We start from the raw sequence: 16,539 nt of genomic DNA, 5'->3' as shown, positions 1-16,539 counted from the left end.
CTTATTTTGAAAATGGTGTGCAAATTGGACGTTTCTTATCCTTATTAATAAACTCTACTATATCTTTAACTAATAAATTATCTTTAAATGAAGAATTTAAGTTCCTTAGATTGTCAGTTAATTTATCTGTCTTGAATATTTCTTTGTAAGCTTCAGATAGTGAAAGAATTTCTTTGTTGGGTATATTTTTTCTTCTTAAACCTATTAGATTTAAACCCTGAAGAAAATTTCTATTTCCAATTGATAAACCATATGGAATTACATCATTTAGAACGCCAGTCATACCACCAATCATTGCCATTTTACCAATTCTAGTGAATTGTTGAACTGCTGAGTTGCCTCCTATAATTACACTATCTCCTATATTTACATGACCCCCTAATGGAACATTATTAGCAAGTATGACATAATCTCCAATGATGCAATCATGTGCTACATGTGAGGATATCATTAATAAACAACTGTTACCAACTACAGTAAGTCCACCACCATCAGCTGTTCCAGGGTTTATTGTTACATGCTCTCTAATAGTATTTTTATCACCTATTTTAAGTTTTGTTTTTTCACCATTATACTTTAAATCTTGAGGGGCATTACCAATTGAAGCAAATGGGAAGATTTTATTATCTTTTCCTATTATTGTGTTTCCAGAAATATTTACATGTGAATGAATAATTGTATTGTCACCAATTTCAACATTTGGACCAATTACACAGAACGCACCAATTTTTACACTGGCAGATATTTTAGCATTTGTATCAATTACTGAGGTTTTATGAATCATTTATTATTTTTAATAAATTGTTTTAAGTCTTTTGCCGGGTAACCGATAACTTTTGAATTATCTTGTATATTTTTAATTACACCGCTGCCACCAGCTATTTGGACATTATTACCTATTTTTAAATGACCAGAAATCCCCGCTTGGCCACCTATCATCACATTGTTACCTATTGTTGAGCTACCTGCAAAACCAACTTGACCTGCGATTATGCAGTTATCTCCTATTTTATTATTATGAGCTATATGAACTTGATTGTCTAAATATGTATTCTTACCTATGGTAGTGTTTGATAGTGAACCTCGATCTATAGTAGAGCCACATCCGATTTCACAATTATCTTCTATAATAACTATTCCAATGTGTGGGTATCTATAATTTTTTTCTTTATCAGGGAAAAAACCAAATCCTTTTTTTCCAATGACACAATTATCTAAGATATGCACATTATTTTTAATTATCGTATTTCTTATGATAACATTTGATCCTATTGAACAGTTATTTCCAATAATAACATTCCGTTCAATAATTGAATTATGACCTATCAAACATTCATTTCCTATAGTTACATTTTTTCCAATTAACACATTATGTCCGTATTGGATTGTTTTCCTAAAAGAAGTTTCCTCAATATTTTGTACTGTTATATCAAAATCATCTGTGGTGGAATTAGGATAAAGTACTTTTGTAATTTTTGCAGTAGCAATTAATACATTATCAACAATTATAGCATTGCAACTTTTGGGTAAAATAGATGATAAATTTTTTTTAGTAATACAGAATGATGCTTTTGTTTTAGATGCTAAGTCTTCATATTTTTTTGAATGAAAAAAAGTAATGTCATTTTTTTCTGCAGTAAGTAAATCTTTAATATTAAAAATCGAGTTATTTTCAAAAATCTCTTTATTATCTATTTTAGCTAATTTTAATAAGTTATTAATTGTAAATGGACCAGCGTTTTCAAAAAAAAGATTAATCATCAATAATTGTTTTTAACAAAATTATTGATAATTTACTTATCAAGAATTATTACTAATTATTTTCTATCTACAATAGTTGCTGACCATATTGCATCTGCCATTTTTTTTCCATCAACAAAAGCTTCACCTTTATATTTCCAGACTCTCCCATGGGAGCGTATAGCCTCTATATTGAGTTCTAGTTTACAATCAGGCACTACAGGGTTTCTAAATCTTGCCTTTTCTATACCCATTAAAAAAACAAGTTTGTTTTCATAAGTTTCTCTATCTATGCCATGAGCAGTTAATGCTGCTGCAGCTTGACCAAATGCCTCCACTATTAAAACGCCTGGCATTACAGGATTATCAGGAAAGTGACCTTGAACAAAAAAACTATTTTTTTTAACATTTACAATGGCTGTAGCTGAGAAAAGTTTTTTAATATTTATTAATTTATCAATTAATAACATCGGCTCTCTATGAGGAAGTAATTCTATAATTTGATCTTTATTTAATGAAATATTCATGTTTATTTAAAAGTTATGTTTTTAATTTCGGAATCTAAAATCTTTAAAATCTTCTTAGTTAAGTCAAGTTCAGTTTTTCCAATAATAATACTTTGTTTATGAATAATGTAGGAAATTCCTTCTTTATTTGAATAGGCAGAAATTATTTTAATCAATGAGGTATTAAGTTCTTTTTGAGCAAGATTTTTACTTTTTGTTAAATTATTAATCAGTTTTTTTCTTTCACCTTTATAAATTTCTACTTCTTTATTAAAAGATTGAATTTTTTTATTAATTTCATCTTCGCTCAAAATATTTTTTTGACTTTTAATGTTTTGCTCTACATCTTTTAATGCTAATTCTAATTTTGTTAACTTTTTTTGTAGTAATAGATTTTTTGTCTCTAGTTGATTTGAAATTGATTTTCCAGCTAAAGAATTATTAATTAAAAAATTAATGTCTACAAAATAAATAGGATTATTTGCAAGTGTTATGTTTGAATAAGTGAGTATAAAAATAATAGAAATTAATTTTAAAAATCTATTTGTAATCATTAAAATGTTGTTCCTAAATTAAATCTAAAAGTTTCTGTCTTATCAGTTGAATTTTTTGTTATTGGCCGTGATATAGAAAAGTTTAAAGGGCCAACAGGTGTCGAAATGTCCATTGCAACACCTGTTGCGCTCCTTATTTTATTGTTAGTTTCTAGTGCCTTATCATAGTCTACACCCCATACATTTGCGGCATCAAGAAAAATGGAAAAGTCTAAATTCTGAAAAGCAGGAAGAAATTCTGGGAGTGTAGCACTTAAGTTAACCGCGGATACATAATTTCCTCCTACAAAGTCTTGGTTTTCTATCGGACCAATTCTGCCCGCTTCAAACCCTCTTAATTTACTAGCAGGCATGAATAATCTTTTTGAAATTCTTACATCGTCATCATTTAGGGTATTTACGGTTTTGAAATAAAAACTAGTTTTTGTTATCATTGCTGAAATTTTTTGATACCTAGATGTTTCAAAAGAGTTAACTAATTCATTATTATCAGAAACAATGGGTAATTCTTGGTAAAAAATATTTCTATAGCCCTCACTTGGACGATAGCCATTATTTCTTAAATCATAATCTAACGAATATATAAAATATGTGTCAAAATAATTTCCCTCTTGTTTCTTAATAGAAGTTGAAGCATCAGCTGTTGTTGTTAATTTTTCATAAGAGACATCAATTTCTGGTCTGAAATATAAATTTTCAAACTGTTGAAAAGAGGTACCAAGGCTAACACCTAAATCTGATGTTTTATAACCAAAATCAGCAATATTATCTGATGATGTACTTCTTACAGAAGTAAACAAAGAATTATCTGAATAATTAAAATTTGGTTTTTCATAAATAAAACTACCTTTAACTGAATTAGCAGTTAATTGTAAATCTGTTTTAAGTTTAATACCTTTGCCTAAAAAATTATTTTCCTTTATGCCACCACCAATGGTTCCACCTGAAGTACCAACACCAGCTCCTAAAGAAATTTCACCAGTTGGTCTTTCTTCTACTGTTAAATTTATTACTCTTAAATTTTCGTTAGAACCTTTAACTATATCAGATTTAACTTTTGAAAAAATACCTTTTGATTTTAATATATTCAAAGATTTATTAAATAAAATTTCATTATACGGATCCCCCTCATCTACAATTAAAGTGTTTCTAATTACTTCTTCAATTGTATAATTGTTTCCATAGACATTAATCTTTTCAACATAATATTTTTCATTATCCTGTAATCTAACAGTTATATCTAATTCATTTTTTCCAATAATCTTTTCCTCTAATAAAGCATCTATAAACTGATATTGTTTAGTAAGTGCAATTTTATCAACTTCTTGTAATATTTTTTCTATTTTATAGAGGGAATAATCTTTATTTATTAACTTATTTAATGAATTTTTTATTTCAGTAAAATATTTACTATCATAATCATCAGATAAAATTAAATTTAGAGATTTAAAAGTAAATTTTTCACCAGCATCTATATTGAATGTTAAATTAAATGCGTTATTATTACTAAATTCCACAAATGAATTAGTTATATTAACATTATAATAACCATTATTCTTATAATAATTAGTCAAAAGTCTTTTATCACGTTCAATCCTATCATAATTAAGATAAACAGATTGAGATATAAATTTCCAAAATTTAGACTCTTCTGAAGTTATGATATTTCTAAGTTTTCTATCTTTTATCTGTTTGTCACCTATAAATTTTATTTTTTGAATTTTTGCTCTTTTGCCTAAATCTATATCGTATATTAATCTAATAGAATTTTGTTCCTTATTTAGAATTGAGTTAGTTTTTACTTCTGCAAAATAATATCCTGAGTTCTTAATTATATTTTTAATTAGATTTAAATCATTTAAAAATAGAGACTCTATATAAGATTTTCTATTTTTTAAATTTATCTTATCATAAAGAACATCCGTTAACTTTTCGCTTTTAATGCCATTAATTTGAACATCTTCAATAATTGGGTTTTCATTAACGTTAATTACAAGAATTGAATCTTTTATTTTTACATCAACTTCTTTAAAAAAATTCGTATTATAAATTTTTTTTAAAATTTCATTTAACTGGTCATTTGTATATTCAACATTTATATCAATTTCACCAAAAACAATTATTGACTCTGGAGAGATTCTTTTGTTTCCATAAATTTTAATATCTTTAACAGTCTCAGCAAAAGATAAAGATAGAGATAAACTTAATAAAATAATAATTTTAAATATTGTTCGGATCATAATTAATTATATATCCATATTCTTTATTTTTAAACTTACATATTCACTTAATTTAGTGATTTGGTCCACATTTTTGGGACTAATTTTTTTATATTTTTTAAATTCCATAGCATTAACAAAACTAATTAAAATTTTTGATATATTTTGAAAAGATATTTTTTTTTGTAAAAATAATTCAACTAATTTGTCATTGGCGCTGACAATAACGGTTTCAAATAAAGAGTTTTTACGAGGAAGGTTTTTAAGAATTTTGACAACTGGAAACTTAATTAAATTAACATTCTTAAAATCAAGATTATTCAAAATATTTAAATCAAGATTCTTAGTTTTAATTTTTTTTTCGAAGTTTGAATAAAATGAATTAAAAATAGGAATTTTCATATTTGTATCATGTATTAAAATCTTAGTTAATCCATTTTTAAATTTCACAATTGCATGAACATAAGAGTTGGGATGAACTAATATATTCAATTCATTATATTTAAAATTAAATATTTTTTTTGCTTCAATAATTTCAAAAACTTTATTCATTAGAGTGGCAGAATCAATTGTGATCTTTTTACCCATTTGCCAGTTTGGGTGTTTAAGTGCTTGATTAATTGTTATATTTTTAAATTTTGTTAAAGGGTATTTATTAAAAGGCCCACCTGATGCTGTAATAAAAACCTTTTCTATATTTTTTGGGTTTATATTGTTGAGCAAAGCCCATATTGAAAAATGTTCTGAAGTTAATTGGAATAAATTTAGTTTTATACTTAACTAAATTTTTTTTAATCAATGGCCATCCACAAATAATGGATTCTTTATTTGCTATGGCAATTTTTTTTGAATGTCTAATTATTTCTAATGTAGGTTTTAAACCTGCTAACCCAGAAATAGCATTTAACGTATAGTCGATTTTAATATTTTTAAATATTTTTCCAAAACAATTAAAATTATTATAAATATTAATTTTTTTATTTCTAAATTTTTTTTTAATTTTAATAAAACTTTTTTTATCATTAATTATAATGTTTTTAACACGAAAAAATTTTAGTTGATTCGAAAGTTCTTTGATATTCTTATTTATTGATAAAAGATAAATCTCATTATTATAAATATCTTTTTTGATAATATTCAAAAATGTTTTTCCAATTGACCCTGTTGATCCTAAGACAACAATTTTTTTTTTCATATAATAAAGATATTTAATAAAATAATTCCAACAGGTGTAGCAAAGATCATGCCATCAATTCTATCTAGGATACCTCCATGGCCAGGAAGTAAATCACTAGTATTTTTTACTTTAGCTTTTCTTTTTAATAGAGAAATAAATAGATCACCGAATTGGGAAGTCATAGATATAATAATTGTGAATACACTTAATAAATACAAATTATTAAAATCTAAATGTGAATAAAAAAATGGAATTAATATTAAAGAGAGTAAAAGTCCGCCAATTGATCCTGATATCGTTTTATTTGGGCTAATTTTTGATAATTTTTTACCTTTAAATAGTTTACCTACAACTAAACCACCAATATCTGAACAAATAGAAATTGCCAGCAAAAAAAAAATATGAAATTTTAATTCTAAATGAGTAAAAATTAAAAAAACAATCAACATTAAATAAAATAAAGAAGTGGCTTTTGCAAAAAATCTAAATAATTTTCCATTAAAATCATTTTTTTTAAAAATTTTAGATATTAGAGCATAAAATTCTATCCAGGCAATAATGGCCAAAAATATTATACTTATGATTAATACATATGAATAATAGAACATTAGAAATAATAAAGTGATTAAAAAAAATGAAGTAATTATTCTTTTTTTAATTTCTACTGACATTAAATTGCTCCAAAATTTCTTTTCAATATTTTAAACTTATCAATAATTTTTTTAAAATCTTTTTTTGTAAAATCAGGCCACATTTTTTTTTCAAAAAAAATTTCTGTGTAAGCTAATTGCCACAATAAAAAATTACTTAATCTATTTGTATTGCCAGTTCTAATTAGTATGTCTGGGTCAGGGACTCCTTTTGAATATAATTGATTTGTTAAATTCTTTTCTGTAATTTTTATTTTTTGATTAATTAAAATTTTTATAGCTTCTAAAATTTCTTCTTTTGAGCCATAATTTAATGCTAAATTAATTTGTAAACCTTTATTATTTTTTGTTTTATATTCTGAAGTTTTCAATAATTCTTGTAAATTTTTAGTGAATTTTTTTTTACTACCAAAAATTTTTAGCTTGATATTATTTTTATTTAGTTTTGGAATTTTATTTAATAAGAAATTTTCTAATAAATTAAACAAGAAAGATATTTCTTTATTTGGCCTTTTCCAGTTTTCTGTTGAGAAAGTAAAAAGGGTAAGATACTTAATTTTTTGTTTTATGCTTTCTTCTATAATTTCTTCAATTACATTCAATCCAGCTCTATGTCCTAAATTTCTTGAACCTTTTTTTTTTAGACCCCATCTTCCATTTCCATCCATAACAATGGCAATATGTTTAACTGGGTTCATATGGTCATTATTTCTTTTTCTTTAGCCTCAACCTTTTGATCTATTGTTTTAATGTGTTCATCTGTAAAAGTTTGTACAGTTTTTTCAAACTTCTTTTCATCATCTTCACTAATATCTTTGCTTTTAAGCAAATTTTTTAATTCATCATTAGCTTCACGTCTTATATTTCTAATTGAAACCTTACATTTTTCACCAATAGACTTAATTACTTTCTTAATTTCAGCCCTTCTTTCTTCATTTAAATCTGGAACGGGTAATCTAATTAGTTGACCATCTATTTGAGGGTTTAAGCCAAGTTCAGATTTTTTTATAGCAGAATCAACTAATGGAACATTATTAAGGTCCCATACTTGGATATTGATTGTTCGAGCATCTGGAGTTGTAATGCTTGACACTTGGCTTAATGGCATCATTTGACCGTAAACGTCAACCTTAACAAGGTCTAACATAGCTGCATTAGCTCTACCAGTTCTTAAAGATGTTAATTCTTTTGTGAAAACCTCAATGGTTTTATCCATTTTTTGATTGTAAGTTTTATCGATAAACATTTATTCACCTATTTTAATTCTATAAAAATCATTAATCTTTAAATCTGTAATGTTAAGATCTTTTATTATATCTTGAACTTTTTTTTTAGGTTCCATAACCCAAGCTTGAGTTAACAGCGCATTATCTTCCTTAAATTTATTCAATTTCCCTAAACTAATCTTTTGTGCAATGTCTTCGGGTTTGCCAGAGTTTTTTAGTTCTTCAGTGATAAGATCTTGTTCTTTTTTTAGGACATCTTTGTCAATTAAATCAGAACTCAAGGCTAAAGGATTAGATGCAGCTATATGCATTGAAAGTTGTTTACCAAAAGACTTAACTACTTCACTATCATCTGATGTCTCAATAGATGCTATAACAGATAATTTAGATAAATTATCTTTAACTACAGTGTGCAAATAATTAAAATTTTTAGCTCCAGACTTATTAAATGTTTTTACTTTACCAATTGTAATTTTTTCACCCATTTTTGAAATTAATGAAACAAGACTATCTTCAACAGTTTGACCACTTAACATGCTAGATTTATTTAACTTATCTAAATCAGAATCATTTTTATTGTTTAAATCACTTAGTTCTTTTGCAAAAGAAATAAAATCATCATTTTTAGCAACAAAGTCTGTCTCACAATTTAACTCTATGATTGAAATTTTATTTTCATCTCCTGAAGTTGCTATAACGCCTTCTTTTGCATCCCTAGACATTTTTTTAGAAGCTTTAGAGATTCCTTTAATTCTTAGGATTTCTATTGCTTTATCTAAATCTCCACTAGATTCTTTTACTGCTTGATTACAATCTTTAAAACCAGCACCTGTTGCTTCTCTTAATTGTTTTACCTTTTCAATATCACTCATATTAATTTAATTTTTCCTTGTCTTTGTTTGAAAATTTAGCATCCAGTTTTTCTCTGTCTAACTCTTGAACAGTTTTAGTAGATTTATCTTTTAGTTTAATATCTTCTACTTTAGGCTTTTCCTCTATTTTGGATGGTAACGCTTTTTTTGCATTTTCGATAGTTTCTTTTAATAGATTGCAGTATAGGTCTATTGCTCTTCTAGCATCATCATTACCAGGAATTGGAAAATCAATTCCATCTGGATTTGAATTACTATCTAAAATAGCACAAATTGGTATGCCTAATTTTGTTGATTCTGCTATAGCCAATGATTCATAATTAGTGTCTATAATAAATACTAAATCAGGTATTTTTTTCATTTCAGCAATTCCACCTAATGATCTTTCAAGTTTATCTTTCTTTACACTCATTTTAAGAAGTTCTTTTTTAGTGAACCCTCTATTTTCAGATACTAAGTCAGCCTCATATTTTTTCATTTTTTTTATTGATCCAGAAATTGTTCCCCAGTTAGTCAACATTCCGCCTAGCCATCTGTAATTTACAAAATATTGCCCTGTTTCCTTTGCAACTTCAGCTATAGCTTCTGATGCTTGTTTTTTAGTAGATACAAAAAGAATTTTACCATTATTAGCAATCGTATTATAAACTTTTTCCAAAGCTACATTTGTTAATTCTAAGGTTTGAGTTAAATCAATAATGTGAATAGAGTCTCTTTTACCAAAAATGTATTTTTTCATTTTTGGATTCCATCTTAAGGTCTTGTGACCTAGGTGAACGCCTGCTTCTAATAATTCTTGGATAGTTAGACTTGGTATTTTCATATTTATTCCCGGTTAAGCCACCACAGTAATTTCCATTTAAGGACCGGAGGTATAAAACCACAAACTGTGTGCGTGTTAATTTAATTTAAGAGTTATTTACAAATTATTTGTCAAATAAACAAGTCTTTTTTATTGAATAATGGTTGAAATATCATTTTTTCTTAGGATATTTATAGCTTTTCTGTCAATAAAGCGTTTATTCTTAAGTTTGAAGGTAATATCGTTATTTTCATCTTTAATATTTATTTTTACCTCTGTAGAACCCTCAGCATTTACTAAATCAGATATTTTATTGATATCTTTAGCCGAGTTAATACTAAATATAATTTCATTAACTGGTTTGTTAAATAGATTTTTAAGTGAAGCTATTTTTTGAACATTAATTCTTTTAAATTTATTCTCGTCATTAGAGATAGTTTTAATTAAGGTAATAATTAGTGAGTTACCTTCTATAAGAACATCTCTATTTAATTCCAATATGTCTGAAAAAATAAAAAGCTCAAAAACACTCGTTAAATCTGTGAATTTGATTACACCATATGAGTTACCTCTAGCTGTTTTTCTTTCTGTAATTTTTAAAAGTGTTGCAGCAATATTTGCATCTTTTATATCATCATCCAGATTAAATTTTTTATAATCGACTATTTTATAATCATCAAAAATTTCTTTAAACTGGTTTAATGGGTGGTCTGATATAAAAAAGCCAATAGCTTCAAATTCCCTAGATAATCGATCTTCAAATTTCCAATCTTTAATATTTAGAACTATTTCATTATCCTGCTCTTCATCTGAAGCAAAGAGATCAATTTGATTTGCTGCTTTATTTTCAAAAATATTTTTTATTTTAAGAATAAAATTTGGTATTGAATTAAATAAGGCTTGTCTATTATTAAGTATATTATCAAAAGCACCAGCTTTAACTAGTCCTTCTAATTGCAATTTATTTATATCTTTAGGGTTAACTCTATTTAAAAAATCATTTATTGATTTGAAATCACCGTGTTTAATTCTTTCTTTAACAACATTTGATATTGCTTCATACCCAACACTTTTAATTCCACCTAATGCATAATAAAAGTTATTTTCATCAAATTGAAAGTCTGCATAACATTTGTTAATATCAGGTCTTATAACCTTGATATTTATTCTCTTAAGTTCTTCATAAAATTCTCCAAGTTTATTTTGATTTGATATGTCCATTGTCATTGATGCTGCAAAAAATTCTTTTGGATAATAAGTTTTTAGAAATGCAGTTTGGTAAGAAATGATTGCGTATGCAGCCGCATGACTTTTGTTAAAACCATATTCTGCAAAAGGTTCAATTTTTAAAAAAATACTTGCAGCAACATCTTTGCTAATTCCATTTTTAAGAGCACCTGCAATAAAGCCTAGTTTTTGCTTTTCTAATTCAGCTCTCTTTTTTTTCCCCATAGCTCTTCTTAAAATATCAGCTTCACCAGCAGTAAATCCAGAAAGTTTTTGAGCAATTTGCATTACCTGTTCTTGATAAATAATAACTCCATATGTTGGTTTCAGAATATCCTCAAGTAGTGGATGTAAATAATCTGGCGTTTGTTTTCCATGCTTACAATCATTATAAATTGGAATATTGCTCATAGGTCCAGGACGATAAAGAGCAACTAATGCAATGATATCTTCAATATGGTTGGGTTTCATCTGCAATAGCGCTTCACGCATACCAGCACTTTCTACTTGGAATAACCCAACTGTATTACCCAACGATAAAAGTTCAAAAACTTTTTTATCTTCAAAATCAATATCTTCAATTTTAAAGTTTTCAACTTTCTTATTAATTAATTTTTGAGTTCTATTAATTACTGTTAAGGTTTTTAAACCTAAAAAATCGAACTTAATTAAACCAGCATTTTCTGCTGAATACATGTCAAATTGTGTGGATGGTAATAATAAATCAGCAGACGCATCTTTGTATAAAGGGACAACTTCTGTTAATTTCCTATCAGCAATTACAACACCAGCAGCATGAGTTGCTACATTTCTATTCAAACCTTCTAGTTTTAAAGAAAGATCAGTTAATTTTTTTACACGAGGATCTTCGTTAACTAGTTTTTGAAGTCGTGGCTCACTATTAATGCATTCAGCTAAGCTTTGTGGTCTAGAGGGATCAAATGGGATCATTTTTGAAATACTATCAACAAAACCATAAGGAAAACCTAAAACTCTACCTACATCTCTAATAACCATTCTTGCTTTTAATTTACCAAAAGTGATTATGTGAGCAACACTATCTTTATACTTTGTTGTTAAGTACTTGAAAACTAGATCTCTTTTTTCCTCACAAAAATCTATATCAAAGTCAGGCATCGATACACGATCGGGGTTTAAAAATCTTTCAAATATCAAATTAAATTTTATTGGATCAACATCTGTAATGGACAGGCACCATGCAACAAGTGAGCCTGCTCCAGATCCTCTACCAGGTCCTACTGGAATATCGTTATTCTTAGCCCACTTAATGTAATCAGAGACAATTAAAAAATAACTAGGATATTTCATTTCAATGATGATTTTTAGCTCATGATCTAATCTGTCTTTATATTTGAAAAATTTTTCATTATTATCTAAATTATTTACTTCAATCTTAAAAACTTTTTGAAATTTTTCTTTCAACCCATCTAATGAGTCCTTTTTAAGTATTTCATCAGCACTACCTTCTTTTTCAGAGCTGATATTTGGCAACACAGGCTTAGAAAATTGTGGTCTAAAATTACATTTGAATGGTAGGTTCAAATTATTTTCTAAAGCCTCTGGAAGATCTGAGAATAATTCAGACATTTCTTCATTAGATTTAAAATAGTGTTGATTGCTGTACTTAATTCTGTTTTTTTCATTAACATAAGTTTTGGAGCCAATACAGGTTAGTGCATCATGTGCTTCATGCATATCAGTTGTTAGATAGTAAACTTCATTAGTTGCAATAATTGCTACTTTGATTTTTGAAGATTGTTGCAAATTAAATTTTTCAAAAGCAATTTCATTTTGATCACCGTGTCTCTGTATTTCTAAATAAAAGTTGTCATTAAATTTTGATGATAAAATCTTATATATTTTTGTTATCTCCTCCAAACGACCTTTTTGAAATAATTTACCAAATAACCCCTGGATCGTTCCAGACAATATTAAAACACCCTCTGTGTCTTTTAGGAGTTCCTTAATATCTAAATGAGGTTCAGAAAGAGCATCATTTTCAAGGTAGGATCTAGAAGAGAGTTCAATAATCCTTTTGTATCCTTTTTCATTTAGAGCAATTAAGGGAAGCAATCCAGTAGTATCCTCAAATTTAAAATAAATTTGTGTACCAATAATTGGTTGCGTTCCAACTTTAGAGATATTCTCTGCAAACTCTAGTGCACCACATAAATTTGATGTATCGGAAATCCCTAAGCAAGGTATTTTGTTTTCTTTGCAAAAATTTTTTAAATTATCAATTTTAATTGCACCTTCACAAATTGAATATTGTGTGTGGATCTTTAGATGATTAAAGTTTTGATTATTTGATTCTGGCATTGATAGTTTTTATATTACCATCAATCATTTCTAATTTGCAATCAGCCATATTAGCAAAAAATCTATTATGAGTTGCATAAATTATTAATCTATTTTTATTCTTTAAATTATACAAAGTAGCAAAAACTTCTTTTGCAGTTTTTTGATCAAGACTTCCAGTGGGTTCGTCTGCTAATATAATTTCAGGTTCATTTATGAGTGCTCTAGCTATTGCAATTCTTTGCATCTCACCCCCCGATAACTCTGATGGAAAATGATGCTCTCGAGATGAAAGTCCCATTTTTTTTATCATTTTTTTGGCTTTTTCAATTGAGTTATTTTTATCGTTATTTAATGCTAACCCTGCAAGATAAACATTCTCTAATGCTGTAAAGTCAGGAAGCAAATTATTTTGTTGATATATAATACCAATTTTATTGGACCTAATTTTATCATTATTAGTATTATTATCAAAATCTATTGCATCATTATCAATCAACAAAGATCCACTTGTAGGTTTGTCTATCATTGACAAAATATTTAGCAGTGTAGATTTTCCAGATCCTGATGGACCCATAAGAGAGTAAATTTTACCTTTTTTAAATGAATAATTAATCTTTTTTAAAACATTTATTTTCTTATTGTTAGAAAAAGATTTTGTAATTTTTTTTAATAATATAAAATTATTCATACTTCAAGCCTTTAACTGGATCCAACTTTGATGCTTTTATTGCTGGAAAAATTGAAACGATGATAGTTATGAAAATTGAACACAATGAAATAATGAAAATTGATGATGGATTAATTTCAGAAGGCATTGTGCTTAAAAAATAAATTTCTTCAGGAAACAGACTAATATTAAAAGTATTACTTAAAAATTCTCTTAAATTCTCAACATATAAAGAAAATATCACTCCTAAAAAAATCCCAAAGAAAGTTGCAGTAGTTCCAATTATAACCCCAACTAAAAAAAATATTTTTATAATAGATTTGTTCAATACACCAATAGATTTAAGTATTGCTATATCTTTAGTTTTATTTTTTACTAAAATTGTAAGTCCTGAAATAATATTAAAAGCTGCTACAATAATAATTAAAGATAAGATTATAAACATTACATTTCTTTCAACTTTTAATGCTGAAAATAAGGAGCTATTTATATCGGCCCACGTGTATACAAACGCATTATCAAATATTTTTTGAATCTGTATTTTTATTTTATCAATGTTAGATGGATTATTTAGATATATTTCTAAGTATCTATTTTTTTTCTCAAAATCAAAGAAGCTTTCCAGTGAATCAATATTTATAAATGCTATATTGGCGTCAAAATCTGCCAGACCACTATCAAAAATCGAGGTTATAGTAAATGTTTCTTGCTTGGGTAAACTACCAATAATTGTTTCAATACCAACTGGAGACATAACTGATATTCTATCACCTATACTTAGGTCTAAATTAAAACTTAGTTCTTTACCTATTGAAATAGAATTTCTTGATAGTTTATTGGATTTACCAATTAAGTTTCCTTTTTTAACAACATCAAGTTTTGCAAAATCTTTACTATTATACCCTCTTAAAACTAGACCTTTAGTGTAGTCTTTACTAATAACAATCGCTTCACCAGAATTGCTAAGTATTAATTCTTTTGAAATTACTTTCAAAATTTTATCATTTAATTTTTCTAAATTAATTGACTTTTCGTATGGCTTAACTGTTACATGGGAATTAAATCCTACAATTTTATTAATTAGTTCTGTTCTAAAACCATTCATAACAGACATCACAATAATTAGCACAGCAACACCTAAACTTATTCCAATAAATGAAAAAATAGAGATGATATTTAAAAAGCCATCTTGTTTTCTGGTTTTTAGATATCTATATGTAATCTCTTTTTCTAATGTAGAAATCAATTTTTTTCTTTTAGTCCTGTTAAAATTTTTGTTATTTGATCTATGGTTAAGTTCTTAGGATCTTTTCCAATCTCTTTGAATTCAAATAAATCACCTTCTGATTTTTTACCGATAATTATTTGATAAGGAACACCAATCAAATTAAATTTTTTAATTTTAGATGAAAGATTTTCATCCATGTCATCAATGACTGAATCAATATTATTACTTTTAAAATGTTTAAAAAGTTTTGTAGCTTTGTCTAATGCAGATGTATCGTTTTTATTGATCATTGGAATTATAGCTAGTTCATATGGTGCTACAGAAAAAGGCCATTTCATAATTTCTTCTTTGTCATCATATTTAGCTTCAATGATGGCACCTACTAACCTTGACACACCAATGCCATATGAGCCCATCTTAACAAAATCTTTTTTTCCACCTGGAAGATCTACAGACGCATTTAAAGCTTTTGAATATTTATCTCCAAAATAAAAGATATGGCCTACTTCAATGCCTTTAGTGATCAGCCTATTTTCTTCAGAAACTTTTTTTTCAAACTCATCTTTATCAAATTTTTCATCAGCAACAGAATAGTATTGTTCATATTTTTTTCTTAAATCCTCTAAAGATTTTCTATCCATTATTGAGCCTTCACCATCTAAATCAAAAACTCTTTTGTCCATAAAAATTTTACTTTCACCGGTATTTGCTAAAATAATAAATTCATGAGAAAGGTTTCCGCCTATAGGTCCTGTATCAGCTGCCATCGGAATGGCTGCAAGTTCCAACCTTTTAAATGTTTTTAAGTAAGAAAAAAAAAATTTATTATAAGAGAAAGCTGCATCTTCATCGTTTACATCAAATGAATATGCATCTTTCATATAAAACTCTCTACCACGCATTATTCCAAATCTTGGTCTAACTTCATCTCTAAATTTCCATTGTATGTGATACAATAGTTGAGGTAATGATTTATAAGATTTAACACTTGATCTAAATATATCTGTAACTAACTCTTCGTTGGTTGGACCATAAAGCATCTCTCTTCCTTGTCTGTCTTTAATTCTAAGCATTTCATCTCCGTAATCATCATAACGACCACTTTCTTTCCAAATATCACTAGGCTGAATAGTTGGCATCAGTATTTCTTGAGCACCAATTTTGTTTTGTTCTTCTCTAACTATCTGTTCAATTTTTTTCATTATTTTAAAGCCTAATGGTAACCATGAATAAATACCTGCGGAAGATTGTTTTATCATTCCTACCCTTAGCATTAATTGGTGTGATTTAATTTTTGCTTCTGAAGGATTATTTTTTAATATTGGTATGAACGATTTTGAAATGTACAT

At 27.0% G+C, this 16,539-nt stretch carries 16 protein-coding genes; all 16 read right to left on the bottom strand.

The features are described 5' to 3' along the window. Window position 1 precedes the first annotated feature (1 nt). The 16 genes from lpxA to proS all read right to left on the bottom strand — a co-directional run bounded on the left by lpxA (window position 2) and on the right by proS (window position 16,539). A complete protein-coding gene (lpxA, locus tag ABXT63_RS02690) occupies window positions 2-784 on the bottom strand; it encodes an acyl-ACP--UDP-N-acetylglucosamine O-acyltransferase (protein WP_415321627.1) in 783 nt (260 codons plus the stop codon). After that, window positions 781-1,761 carry a UDP-3-O-(3-hydroxymyristoyl)glucosamine N-acyltransferase gene (lpxD, locus tag ABXT63_RS02685; protein ID WP_415321625.1) on the bottom strand — a complete coding sequence of 327 codons (981 nt, stop codon included), beginning with the start codon at window positions 1,759-1,761 and terminating at the stop codon, window positions 781-783. The genes lpxA and lpxD overlap by 4 nt, the downstream gene beginning before the upstream one ends. Before the next feature lie 56 nt (window positions 1,762-1,817). Further along, complete coding sequence (gene fabZ, locus ABXT63_RS02680) at window positions 1,818-2,267, bottom strand: 3-hydroxyacyl-ACP dehydratase FabZ (RefSeq protein ID WP_415321623.1); 450 nt, start codon at window positions 2,265-2,267, stop codon at window positions 1,818-1,820. 2 nt (window positions 2,268-2,269) lie between these two features. After that, complete coding sequence (locus ABXT63_RS02675) at window positions 2,270-2,800, bottom strand: OmpH family outer membrane protein (RefSeq protein WP_415321621.1); 531 nt, start codon at window positions 2,798-2,800, stop codon at window positions 2,270-2,272. Further along, window positions 2,800-5,040 carry an outer membrane protein assembly factor BamA gene (gene bamA / locus ABXT63_RS02670; RefSeq protein ID WP_415321619.1) on the bottom strand — a complete coding sequence of 747 codons (2,241 nt, stop codon included), beginning with the start codon at window positions 5,038-5,040 and terminating at the stop codon, window positions 2,800-2,802. Before bamA ends, ABXT63_RS02675 begins: the two co-directional genes overlap by 1 nt. Before the next feature lie 6 nt (window positions 5,041-5,046). Continuing rightward, window positions 5,047-5,742: a hypothetical protein gene (locus ABXT63_RS02665; RefSeq protein ID WP_415321618.1), complete on the bottom strand. Its 696-nt coding sequence runs from the start codon at window positions 5,740-5,742 to the stop codon at window positions 5,047-5,049. After that, a complete protein-coding gene (locus ABXT63_RS02660; protein WP_415321616.1) occupies window positions 5,675-6,214 on the bottom strand; it encodes a hypothetical protein in 540 nt (179 codons plus the stop codon). Before ABXT63_RS02660 ends, ABXT63_RS02665 begins: the two co-directional genes overlap by 68 nt. Continuing rightward, on the bottom strand, window positions 6,211-6,867 hold the full coding sequence (locus ABXT63_RS02655) for a phosphatidate cytidylyltransferase (protein WP_415321614.1): 657 nt from the start codon (window positions 6,865-6,867) through the stop codon (window positions 6,211-6,213). Before ABXT63_RS02655 ends, ABXT63_RS02660 begins: the two co-directional genes overlap by 4 nt. Further along, complete coding sequence (uppS, locus tag ABXT63_RS02650) at window positions 6,867-7,544, bottom strand: polyprenyl diphosphate synthase (RefSeq protein WP_415321612.1); 678 nt, start codon at window positions 7,542-7,544, stop codon at window positions 6,867-6,869. The genes ABXT63_RS02655 and uppS overlap by 1 nt, the downstream gene beginning before the upstream one ends. Beyond that, entirely contained in the window at window positions 7,541-8,092 is a 552-nt protein-coding gene (frr, locus tag ABXT63_RS02645) for a ribosome recycling factor (RefSeq protein ID WP_415321610.1), read from the bottom strand. The genes uppS and frr overlap by 4 nt, the downstream gene beginning before the upstream one ends. Further along, window positions 8,093-8,944 carry a translation elongation factor Ts gene (tsf, locus tag ABXT63_RS02640; RefSeq protein ID WP_415321608.1) on the bottom strand — a complete coding sequence of 284 codons (852 nt, stop codon included), beginning with the start codon at window positions 8,942-8,944 and terminating at the stop codon, window positions 8,093-8,095. Between the two features lies 1 nt (window position 8,945). Continuing rightward, window positions 8,946-9,767: a 30S ribosomal protein S2 gene (gene rpsB / locus ABXT63_RS02635; RefSeq protein WP_415321606.1), complete on the bottom strand. Its 822-nt coding sequence runs from the start codon at window positions 9,765-9,767 to the stop codon at window positions 8,946-8,948. 129 nt (window positions 9,768-9,896) lie between these two features. Further along, a complete protein-coding gene (dnaE, locus tag ABXT63_RS02630) occupies window positions 9,897-13,313 on the bottom strand; it encodes a DNA polymerase III subunit alpha (protein ID WP_415321604.1) in 3,417 nt (1,138 codons plus the stop codon). Further along, window positions 13,297-13,983 (bottom strand): ABC transporter ATP-binding protein, encoded by a 687-nt coding sequence (locus ABXT63_RS02625; RefSeq protein ID WP_415321602.1) that lies wholly within the window; start codon window positions 13,981-13,983, stop codon window positions 13,297-13,299. Before ABXT63_RS02625 ends, dnaE begins: the two co-directional genes overlap by 17 nt. Beyond that, window positions 13,976-15,208, bottom strand: coding sequence for a lipoprotein-releasing ABC transporter permease subunit (locus ABXT63_RS02620; protein WP_415321600.1), 1,233 nt, complete (start codon window positions 15,206-15,208; stop codon window positions 13,976-13,978). The genes ABXT63_RS02625 and ABXT63_RS02620 overlap by 8 nt, the downstream gene beginning before the upstream one ends. Continuing rightward, a complete protein-coding gene (proS, locus tag ABXT63_RS02615; protein WP_415321598.1) occupies window positions 15,205-16,539 on the bottom strand; it encodes a proline--tRNA ligase in 1,335 nt (444 codons plus the stop codon). The genes ABXT63_RS02620 and proS overlap by 4 nt, the downstream gene beginning before the upstream one ends.

This window comes from Candidatus Pelagibacter sp. Uisw_092, from assembly GCF_047729545.1.
Taxonomy (GTDB): domain Bacteria; phylum Pseudomonadota; class Alphaproteobacteria; order Pelagibacterales; family Pelagibacteraceae; genus Pelagibacter.
This window is presented reverse-complemented; position numbering and strand designations above follow the sequence as displayed.